Raw genomic sequence first — 10,159 nt, 5'->3', positions numbered from 1 at the left:
GCCTCGAACAAATGCGTTCGCTGGTTCAGCCCATCCCCGCGACCGGATAGCCCCTCACCGACTGCCACGTCCGGCCAGGCCGCTCGCGCGTCGCCTGCGGGCGCGGCTGTCCGCGGGACAGGGTTGTTGAGAATAATTCTCAAATGGGCGCCCCGGCGACCCGATTTCGCCGATGCTCGCCAGGAAATGCCTGTGCGTCAGCCCACCTGGCGCCGACCCCGGGTTCCGGCGCGTCCGCGAAAAACGCCGCAGCGCAAATGTCTCACGAATGGGGGCTCTTCGGGATCTCAGTAGGTTATGATATACTTATATTTCAGCATCTTGCGAGGTTTTGAAGGTTATCATGGACTCCAACAACGAGCCACTTAGACAAGCAATAGAGCTATTGCTAGATTTGCCCAATGTCCAAGTGCAGGCAGTGCACCAAGATCGCAACGGAAGTTACATCGTAACGTTGGTCAGTACAGAGCATGGCGCGACGTGTCATAAATGCAATAAGCGAATTGATAAGTCCAATGGTCATGGTGAGTGGGTGACGTTGCGCCATACCGCCATTTTTGAGAAGCCGGTGTATCTCCGCATTAGATTACCGCGTTACCAGTGTGACTGCGACGGCGAACCAACGACCACGCAACAAGTCAGCTGGTTTACGCGTCGCAGTCCGTTCACAATAGCCTACGAGGCATATCTCTTACTCGATTGTGTTAATAGTACCACTGCCGATGTCGCCATCAAGAAAAAGGTGACGTGCGACGAAAGCCAAGGCGTCTTAGATCGACATATTCGTAAATCCGTAGATTGGTCAACAATGGAACCCTTTGAGGTGATCGGTATTGATGAAATTTCTCTCAAAAAAGGACATAAGGATTTCGTCGCAATTGTGACCGCGCGGCAGGGCAATGAAACCCGCATCTTGGGCGTCCTAGAGGACCGCATGAAAGAAACGGTCATAAAGTTTTTCCGAAGTATTCCCAAGGTATTAGACCTTGTCGGGTACAAGCTGTACGCTTGAAAAATCAACACATTACGGTGCGCAGTGCCGACTATGATAGGGGCCGTTAAATTTTCACGATGCGCAATATCTTATTGATTATGTTACGGTAAAGTGCCACGGGAAATCCCAGAGAGCCCGGACCATATGGCAAAGCCTTGATTGGTAAAGCCTGTTGGGTAGACCAGAGGGCTTGCTCTAGATGAGATGGCTGGGATCGTGATCAAGGCCGAGTTGAGTATAGTGAACACTTCCTTAGCCCATATCGGGGTATTGCCCATGCGTGTTCCAGTCGTGTTGAGTCTCCTTGCCGTCTGGGCCTTCCCGGCCGCGGGCGGACCGCGCCTGCGCTGCACGCTCGATCAGGGCGGGACATCCCAAGTGATCGAGGTCGGTCCGGTAACCGACCCGTACAGTGTCGAAGCTATTACGATCAATGGCAGGTTCCGCTTCAAAGCCGTCGTGATCGGTGACGCGCAACTGATTCAATACATCAAGCTCTACACCTACTATCAAACCGCGCGGCGCTGGATGTTGCTCCACGAAGCAAACTACCTGGCACCACGGGTGCAGCCCGAGTCTTCCGGCGCCGCGCTGACGGGGCGGCACTCACTGTATGCACCAGGCCGCGAGCGCGAGTTCCAGTATGGTTGTGCGCTCGTCGAGGCAAATCCATGATGCAGCGCTATTGTGCCCGCCTGCTTGCCGCGACGGCCTTGATCATGGCTTCGGCCACGCGGCATCGTAGCGTGGACAAGCGCAACGCAGTCCACCAGCGGCAGCGCGGGATTCGGTGGACTGCGCTGTCGCTTGTCCACCCTACGGCCGGCGCGATGATCAAGGCCGCCGCGCTCGGCTGTGCCTGCATCAGCGCAACGGTCGTCATGGCGAAAACGGCGCTGGCCGAGCCAACCGTGACGCTGGCCTTCGTCGGCGACATCATGCTCGACGAGACGCCCGGAGCGGAGATCGCGCGCGGTCGCGATCCATTCGCACCCTTTGCCGCCATCCTGGATGGCGCGGACATTCGCATCGGCAACCTGGAATGTGTCGTTGCCACCAGCGGCGAGGCCGAGCCCGGGAAGCCCTATACCTTCCGCGCCCATCCGCGCACCCTGGTGCCGCTCAAGCAACATTTCGATGCGGTGACCCTGGCGAACAATCATTCCGGCGACTTTGGACCGAGCGCCTTTGGCGAGATGCTTACCCTCCTGGAGCAGCACGGCATCGGCTATTTCGGCGGCGGCGCCACGCTGGCGCAAGCCCATCGGCCACTGGTCATCGAGCGTCACGGGCTGCGGATCGCGCTGCTCGGTTACAACGAATTCTTACCGCGCAGTTTCGAGGCCGATTACGACCAACCGGGGGTCGCCTGGAGCGAGGATGAGCAGGTGCAATACGATATCGCCGCGGCACGCGATCACTCTCATGCCGATCTCGTGATTCCGGTCATGCACTGGGGTTGGGAGCACGAAACAACGGCCAGTCCCCGTCAGCGGCAATTGGCCCGCCTGATGATCGACACCGGGGCCGATGCCGTGGTCGGCGGCCACCCGCATGTCGTCCAAGACACCGAGCAGTATCGTGCCAGACCCATCATCTACAGTCTCGGCAACTTCATTTTCAACGGCTTCAGTGAGACAATCAACAACACCGGCTGGCTGTTGCGCCTGGAAGTGGATCGCCAGGGCGTGCGCCGCTGGCGGACCTTCGTCGCACGCCTCGACGGCCAGGGAATTCCGCATCCCGCGCCGTCATCCGACGGCACCTGTTGGGAGCGGGGGCAGGCCGGTGCAGCGCCTTGCAAGACTGACCTGCCAACCGAGTAGGGACGATCCCAGCGGCGGAAGTCGCCGTCCAGCCCGCTGCCGCGTCACCGCAAATCCAACTGCAACGTCATCCATCGGAGCTCGAAACCCATGCGCAAGCCACTCTGTCTCTCGCTGCTGCTCGCCGTCACCGCTGTCCAGGCCGAGGTCCAGACCAAGACCATCGCCTACGAGGACGACGGCGCCAAGCTGACCGGCCATCTCTACTGGGACGACGCGGTGAGCGGCAAGCGGCCCGGCGTCCTGGTGATCCATGAGTGGTGGGGGCTCAACGACTATGCGAAGAAGCGCGCCCACCTGCTCGCCGAGCTCGGCTATGTCGCATTCGCCGCCGACATGTACGGCGACGGTAAGGTCACCGATCAGCCGTCCCAGGCCAAGGAGTGGATGCAGGAGATCACCGTGGACCCCGAGTCCTGGCTCCAACGAGCGGCCGCCGGTCTCGCCCAGCTCAAGGGAAGCGATCTGGCGGATCCGGACAGGCTGGCCGCCATCGGCTATTGCTTCGGCGGCGGCACCGTGATGCAGATGGCCTATGGCGGCACCGATCTGGACGGCGTGGTGAGCTTCCACGGCTCGCTGCCCGCCGCACCGGCGGAGGCCGCCGGCAAGATCCGGCCCAAGATGCTCGTGGCCCATGGTCAGGCCGACAGCTTCGTCGCCCCCGAGGTGGTGGCCCACTTCAAGGACAAGCTGGAGGCCGCCCGGGCCAACTGGGAGATGGACATCTACGGCGGCGCGCGTCACGGATTCACCAACCCGGACGCCGCTGCCTTCGGGATGGAGAACCTCAGCTACAACGCCCAGGCCGATGCACGGTCCTGGCAGCGCATGCAGGCGTTCTTCAACGAGATCTTCGCCGAATAACCCCAGGAACCGCGCCCCGAGCGCCGGCTGCAAGCCGGCGTCGATAGTTCAGGCGCCGGAGGGCGGCGAGCGTCCATCGACGGCGCGCACCGCGTCCACGATCGATTCCAGAAATTTGCACTGGTTCCACCGCGATGCCCGCGTGGTCCACCCGAGACGGACGATCACCAGGTCGTCTTGCGGCAGGATCGCGATGATCTGGCCCCAATGTCCGGAGAAATAGATCCCGTCGTCCGGCAGATTGCACAAGCGCACACCCAGTTCCGTCTCTCTCGGGTCGCCGCGCAGCCAGACGTGGGCGCCATAAGCGCGGGGATCGCTCCGCCGGTATTCATCCGGGAGTGTCGACACGAAATCGCGCCAGCCCCGCGGCAGCACCTGGCGCCCCTCCCACGCGCCGTCGCGCAGCAGCAGGAGTCCCAAGCGCGCCCAGTCCCGCGCGCTTGCGTAGAGGTACGAAGAGCCGACGAAGTTGCCCGCGACATCGGTTTCGAAGACCGCGGTCGCGGCACCGATAGGCCCGAACAGGCGCTCACGCGGGTAGACCCAATAAGCAGCGTCGTCGGCGAACGCGTTGCGCAAGACCCGTGAGAGCAGATTGGTTGTGGCACTCCGATAGGCCCAATGGGAACCATGGGGTCGGTCCGCCGCGGCCCGCCGGGCGACCGCCGACACGTCGTCCTCCAAGGTCAGCATGTGGGGCACCGAGCCAGGGACAAACGGCAGATACCCCTCGCGTGAATCCAGGCCGTCACGCATGAACAGCAGATCGCGGACGGTAATGCCGGCACGGGAGTCGCTCGCCCATTCCTGGAACAGGTGGTCCCGATCCAGGGACAGCGCGCCGTCGGCGATGCGTTGGCCGATCAGCATCCCAAGCACGCTCTTTGCCATCGACCAGCCCAATTGGGGAGTTTCCGGGCCGAACCCGTCGGCATAATGTTCGGCAATCAGGCGCCCCCCCTTGACGACCACCACGGCGCGCACCGCGCTGCGCGGCGCGGCATCGCTCGGGGCGAATTCCGCGTTCAGGGCGCTTGCGAGCGACCGCGGGAGAGGCAAATCGGGCTCGACGAAATCCCCGTCAGGCCATCGGCGCGACGCGTCCGGAAGGGGGAAACGCGCGGCGGGCGCCCGCGCGACAGCCGCCGGCGCGTCATCCGCGTCGGACAACAGCGCACAGCCATATCCCGGGTAGAACACCGCGCGCCGCTTCGCGCTGCCCTTCGTGGCGAGGATTTGGCCCCGGTGGCGCTCCTCGATATCCAACCCTCGAACCAGCAGCGAGTTGGGAAAGGCGATGGAATTCAAGTCGTCATCAATGATATCGCGGACCGATCGGTGCGCCATGAAGTGCCCCGAGCAGACCAGCTTGGCAGCCGTTCCCGCGGCGATGCGGTCCAGGGTGCTGCAGCCGCTCGAAACCGCGGCGAGAGCGACGATGGAAAGCGTCCATCGGCGGTGCCGTTCGCATTGGCCGGATGCCGATTCGAGTCGGCTTGGACTGGTTGGGTTCTCATTGGGTGCCGCAAGCGCCATGACGTATATTGCTCAAGGACCACACGAAAGCGTCAGTGTGCTCGTGGATTTCTACGGGTTTCTCACCCCGATCATCGAAGGCGGTCTTGGCAGGTCCACTCCGACACAGGCATCGCCGGTCAGAGGCGACGCCCGGCTAAAACTTGAACTCCAACCCCCGCAGCCGACTCCGAAAGTCGGCGTTGACCGCCTCGACATCCTGGTCACTGGTGATGACCTTGGGCATCAGGATGACCACTAACTCGGTCCGTGTCGCCTTCTTACTTCGCTCGCCGAACAGTGCGCCGGCGTAGGGCAGATCGAAAAGCCCGGGGATGCCGTTCTTTCCTTCCTCCCGATCATCCTGGATCAGACCGCCCAGCACCACCGCCTGGTTCGAGCGGACGGCGACCAGACTTTCGATCTCGCGGGTGGAAAAGGTCGGTGAGTTCAGGTTCGAACTGGTGGTTTGGGCGACCTTCGATACTTTCTGCTTAATGTCCATCTGCACCATACCGCCGGGGGTGACACGCGGTGTTACCTCAAGAATCACACCGGCATCCTTGTACTCGATCTGGTTGACGATCGTGGCGTTTGAGGTAATCGTGCTCTGCTGCTGGGTCGTCTCCACCGGCACCTGGTCACCGACCTGGATTCTCGCGGTCTTGTTATCCATCACCATCACCGATGGTGAGGACAGGACATTGACCAGATTCTGGCCGGCCAGTGCACTGAGGTTGGCAATGATTCGCGATGGATTGGCGACGATGGTCCAGTTGAAGCCGGGAAATGTCCGCGCAAGCGGGGTCGTGATGGTGTCGGCGACCGTCGTATCAGTGTTGGGATCGGTCGTTCCGGTCGTGGTCTGACGATTTTGCAGGCCGTTCAGCGACCAGTCGCTCTTGTAGCCGTCGCTGGCGTGGGCGAGCAGATTCCACGAAATACCGTACCTCAGCGATCCTTCGAGCTTGATCTCGATGATGGTCGCCTCCACCAGCACCTGGAGTGGGGTGATATCGAGTTGCTTGAGCGCGTCCAGAATCTTCTTGTAATCCCTGGGACTTGAACGGACCAGGATCGAATTGTTGACGGCATCGGCGACGACACTGACCTCGGAGGTCAGTTCGAACGTCCGCGCCGTCGCCTGGCGCTGGTTGCCGATCCCGCCCGACCCGCCGCCCGACCCGCCCGACCCGCCGGAGAAACCGCCCCCATCGGTGTTACGGTTGCTATTCCCGAAGCCACCCGACTGGCTTCCGCCCAACTGACTCCCGCCCGTTTGGCTGCTGCCCATCTGACCAATCACGGCCCGCGAGCCGATGCTCGATGATCCCATCCCCGGCGCCACCCCGCCGACCGATTGCTTACGTTCACCGCTTTCGCCCTGGAACAGCTCGGACAGAACATTGGCCAGGTTCTCGGCATCACCGTACTTGACACGGTAGACGAATAGCCGCTGCGCCGCGCTGCCCGTCGCCTCCGCCATATCCAACCGCTCGATCCAGTTGCGTGCCTGTTGGATGTAGCTCTCCTGGGGCGAGATCACCATCAGGCTGTTGGAGGACTCCACCGGAATAAAGCGGAACAGGCCCTTCATCGGATTACCGGAGTCGTCGGCGAGCAGCCCTTCAAGCTGAGTCACGACCTCATTGGCCTTGGCGTATTCAAGGACGAAGAACCCCACCGACAGCCCTTTCATCCAATCGACGTCGAACACCTTGATGGTATCGATGAGATTGACCATCTCGGGGCTGGTACCGGCCACCACCAGCAGGTTACGCAGGGTATCAACACGAATGATACTGCCCTCCGGGGCCAGCGGCTGGAGGATGCGGTTCATTTCATCCGCACTAATGTACCGCAGGGGAACGACTTGCACGCTGTACCCCTCGGGGAGTGCACGGGTCGACTCGCCGAGTTGCGGGACCAGATTCCCCTGCACCGCGTTGGCCACCGGGACCACTTCATAGGTTCCGGCCTTATAGACCATGGCCGCGTTATTCATCCGCAGCAGGGTCTCCAGCGTGGGGATCAGGTGGTCTCGACGTAAGGGCCGCCCGGTTTGCAATGAGGCGACGCCCTGCACCGCCGGGCTCAGGACATAGTTGACCTGGAGCAGGTCACCGAGAATGACCTTCACAACCTCGCGAATATCGGTCCCGTCAAAGTTCAGGGTGACATCGCCCGGACTGGTATCAACCGTCGGGCCCGTGACTCGCCGGACGAAGGCCCCGGTCCCGCGGGTGACCGAGTCGACGGCTTTCTTGCTGCCCGCGTCGTCCGCGTCCAAAGCGATGCCCTCATCGCCCAGTCCAGTTGTGCGCGCCCCTGATGGGGTCGTTCCCGGCTTGGTGCGATCGGTCAGGTGACCCTCGGTGTCGCCGATCCTGACGGTCGGATCCCAATAGCTGCGCTCGCAGCCCGCCAGACCCAACACCAAAAGGATGAGGGTAAGTAACGCCAGGCCGGTACGCCGGAGGCGGCTGTTACTGCGGCCGTTGCGGTGTTGGTCGAGGTACATTAGGTCTCGGTTGGGGCGCTCTTGGCGGCACGACCCGCTGGTCTCCGCCTGGTGCCGCAGCGTTCTGAGGAACCCGTTGGGATGGTCGAGGCGGGCGTTGTGCCGCCGGATTCTGACGCGCCGCTGGATTTGGCGCAGCCGGCACAGGGACCGCAGGGGGCGGGGTTTGAGTTTGCACGAAGTCGCGCAATAATAACTCATTCGTCTCTCCTTGTCGTTCCAGAACGACGCGATCGGCCAGGATGCCCTTGACCGACCAGCCCGCATGTTCATCACCTAACCGCAGACGCTTGAGGTCCGGCGCGCTTGGATCCCTGATCCAGGCCATGGTGATGCCTGGTGAGATCAGAACCGCGGTCAAGTCCGCTCCCTCCAGCGAGGTTTCCTCCGTGGCGGCCGCCTCGGGCGCGGGCTCCGCGGGCTGCGGGTCCGGAGGTTTGCGCTGGGGCCGGAACAGGGGACGCTCGACCACGCTGGCGAAAGCCTCCTTGGAATCGGGCAGGGCGAGTTGGTCCAACTGACCGCTCGCCGGGTCGTCCGGACCATTCACCGCCGCGGTGTCCGGCCGTTCACTGTCGAACTCAGGCAGCGGCGGCGGCCATTGCCACCACTGGATAACCAGCAGACCCGCGAGGGTCATGGTCAGCAATAACAAGCTGCTTCTGATCACGTCTTGTCCCCGAGAGCGAACCCGAAGATGTCCAGACGAATGGTCAATTCACCCGTCTCATCAACCTGAGGGCGGCGAACAGGGCGACCGCGGACCATCTGCTCGGGTTGTTCCGGGCGTGCGGAGGAACGAATCGAGACCTGGTCGACAAAAAGAAAAGGACGCGCCTGATCGACCTGATGGAGCACCTCGAGCAGGGTCTCGGTCGACCCCTGAATCTGGGTACGCAGCCGCACCCGCGCCGGCTGCTCCTCCTTCTCCTCCGGCAGCAACTGCGTACTGATCAACCGACCCTTGGCGGCGGTAACGATGTCCTGGACCTTGCGCTGCAGCTCCGCGCCCGCCAAGGCCGCGGTCGCCGCATCAAAATAGAAGGCTTTGAACGCCTGATTGTCGTTGACCTGTTCCAGTTCCGACCGCAATGACGGCAGCGTCGCGATCAGTCTGCGATACCGCTGAAGTTGCTCCTCGCCCGCGGCGATCCCCTCGTCAAGCCGCTGCACCTGGCCAAACCAGGGAACCGCGATCGTGGCAATCAGCAGCATCGGCAGCAGCATCGCCGCCGCCCAGACGACGACGCAATAGCGCTTCACCGGGACAACCTCAGTCATGGCGCGGGCTCGCTCTGCTTGTAGGTGAAGGCGAGATTGAAACGCTCTTTGCCGGTCCGCGCCACCTGGGTCACAGGGGAGCGGAAGGACACGCCATCGATCCCCGGGGCGTCCTCCAGGAGTCCGATCAAAGCCGTTGCCTGACCGGACTCGCCACGGAGTTGGACTTCGCTGTTCTGGTACTCCAGACTCTGCACCCAGGTGTCATTAGGAATCCGATCGGTCAGCTCGCGCAACATCGCAAGCATCCGCGGTTGTTCCAGTTTCTGGCGTAGGACCTCCGTACTCCCGCGCCTCGCCCGCTCCAGTTCCTGGCGCAGTTCATCCACCTGCACGGCCTGGGTTCGCGCCTTACGCACCTCCGACTCGATGGCTTCGAGCCGCTGGCCCTTTTGCCAGAGTGGGGTCGCCAGCGCCGCGACACCCAGCAACAGAACCAGGACAAGCAACAGTTTGGTGGGATCGAACAGCGGCTGCCGCCGACGCGGACGCTCCGCCGGCGCCAGGAGATTGGCGCGTGGCCAAGCCCCCTCCCAGGTCACCTGGTCGACCGGCGACCCGAGCTCGCGCAGCCGTTTCAGCCAACCATCGATCAGATCGCGCCGGGCCAACGCCAGTTCGACCCCAATCCGCGCGTCCCCTGGACCACCGCTGACGATACGATAATCGTACGCGACCTGCTCCGGCTTGAAGGGCGACAGCCGATCCAACTCAACGCGCAGGACCTGGACCAGGTTGTCCCGGACCTGCGACGGCAATGAGGTGCGGCGGGACAACACTGCGGCGCCCTGGAGCATCAGCACGGTGAGTCGGTGCTGATCCTTGGTGCCCCCGGCAACGGCCGCGGGCAGCGGGTCGCGCCCGGTCATCTCCAGCGTACCCAAAACCGCTTGCGCCTCACCTGTCGCCAGCAAGAGTTTCGCGATCGGGCCATCGGGTGAGACGATCAGGCGCCGATCCCGCTGCGCCAGATAATGCCGCACGGCCGCCGGTAAACAGGCGACAAAGGGCTCCCCGGACAGGCCCAGATCGACGGCGGATGGGCGGCGCAGGAGTCCGCTCCCAATACTGCGTAAACGGTCGATCAGTGACATAGATATGCGGAACGGTTTTGGGTTTTTCGTTCGTGTTGATCAAGCATCGGGTTACGAA

9 protein-coding genes are annotated in these 10,159 nt (G+C 62.6%); 4 read left to right on the top strand and 5 right to left on the bottom strand.

Annotation, left to right across the window (positions count from 1 at the left end):
* The first annotated feature begins 343 nt into the window (after positions 1 to 343).
* The 4 genes from A39O_RS39030 to A39O_RS0122365 all read left to right on the top strand — a co-directional run bounded on the left by A39O_RS39030 (position 344) and on the right by A39O_RS0122365 (position 3,687).
* On the top strand, positions 344 to 1,012 hold the full coding sequence (locus A39O_RS39030) for a transposase family protein (RefSeq protein WP_040528493.1): 669 nt from the start codon (positions 344 to 346) through the stop codon (positions 1,010 to 1,012).
* 198 nt (positions 1,013 to 1,210) lie between these two features.
* Positions 1,211 to 1,669, top strand: a complete 459-nt coding sequence (locus A39O_RS0122375) for a hypothetical protein (RefSeq protein ID WP_157640335.1) — start codon at positions 1,211 to 1,213, stop codon at positions 1,667 to 1,669.
* 155 nt (positions 1,670 to 1,824) lie between these two features.
* Positions 1,825 to 2,820 carry a CapA family protein gene (locus A39O_RS34645; protein ID WP_157640337.1) on the top strand — a complete coding sequence of 332 codons (996 nt, stop codon included), beginning with the start codon at positions 1,825 to 1,827 and terminating at the stop codon, positions 2,818 to 2,820.
* A gap of 90 nt (positions 2,821 to 2,910) precedes the next feature.
* Complete coding sequence (locus tag A39O_RS0122365; RefSeq protein WP_020506900.1) at positions 2,911 to 3,687, top strand: dienelactone hydrolase family protein; 777 nt, start codon at positions 2,911 to 2,913, stop codon at positions 3,685 to 3,687.
* A 48-nt stretch (positions 3,688 to 3,735) separates the two neighbouring features.
* On the opposite strand, the gene A39O_RS34640 is transcribed toward A39O_RS0122365, so the two are convergent.
* The 5 genes from A39O_RS34640 to A39O_RS0122340 form a co-directional block, all read right to left on the bottom strand.
* Positions 3,736 to 5,226, bottom strand: coding sequence for a serine hydrolase domain-containing protein (locus A39O_RS34640; RefSeq protein WP_020506899.1), 1,491 nt, complete (start codon positions 5,224 to 5,226; stop codon positions 3,736 to 3,738).
* Between the two features lie 136 nt (positions 5,227 to 5,362).
* On the bottom strand, positions 5,363 to 7,726 hold the full coding sequence (gene gspD / locus A39O_RS0122355; protein WP_020506898.1) for a type II secretion system secretin GspD: 2,364 nt from the start codon (positions 7,724 to 7,726) through the stop codon (positions 5,363 to 5,365).
* Complete coding sequence (locus tag A39O_RS36985) at positions 7,692 to 8,396, bottom strand: type II secretion system protein N (RefSeq protein ID WP_157640334.1); 705 nt, start codon at positions 8,394 to 8,396, stop codon at positions 7,692 to 7,694. Before A39O_RS36985 ends, gspD begins: the two co-directional genes overlap by 35 nt.
* Positions 8,393 to 9,007, bottom strand: a complete 615-nt coding sequence (gspM, locus tag A39O_RS0122345) for a type II secretion system protein GspM (RefSeq protein WP_020506896.1) — start codon at positions 9,005 to 9,007, stop codon at positions 8,393 to 8,395. The genes A39O_RS36985 and gspM overlap by 4 nt, the downstream gene beginning before the upstream one ends.
* Positions 9,004 to 10,101: a PilN domain-containing protein gene (locus A39O_RS0122340; protein ID WP_020506895.1), complete on the bottom strand. Its 1,098-nt coding sequence runs from the start codon at positions 10,099 to 10,101 to the stop codon at positions 9,004 to 9,006. Before A39O_RS0122340 ends, gspM begins: the two co-directional genes overlap by 4 nt.
* Positions 10,102 to 10,159 lie beyond the last annotated feature (58 nt).

The sequence above is a fragment of the Lamprocystis purpurea DSM 4197 genome (assembly GCF_000379525.1).
Taxonomy (GTDB): domain Bacteria; phylum Pseudomonadota; class Gammaproteobacteria; order Chromatiales; family Chromatiaceae; genus Thiodictyon; species Thiodictyon purpureum.
The sequence above is the reverse complement of the archived record's forward strand: the minus strand, read 5'-3'. Positions and strand labels throughout refer to the sequence as shown.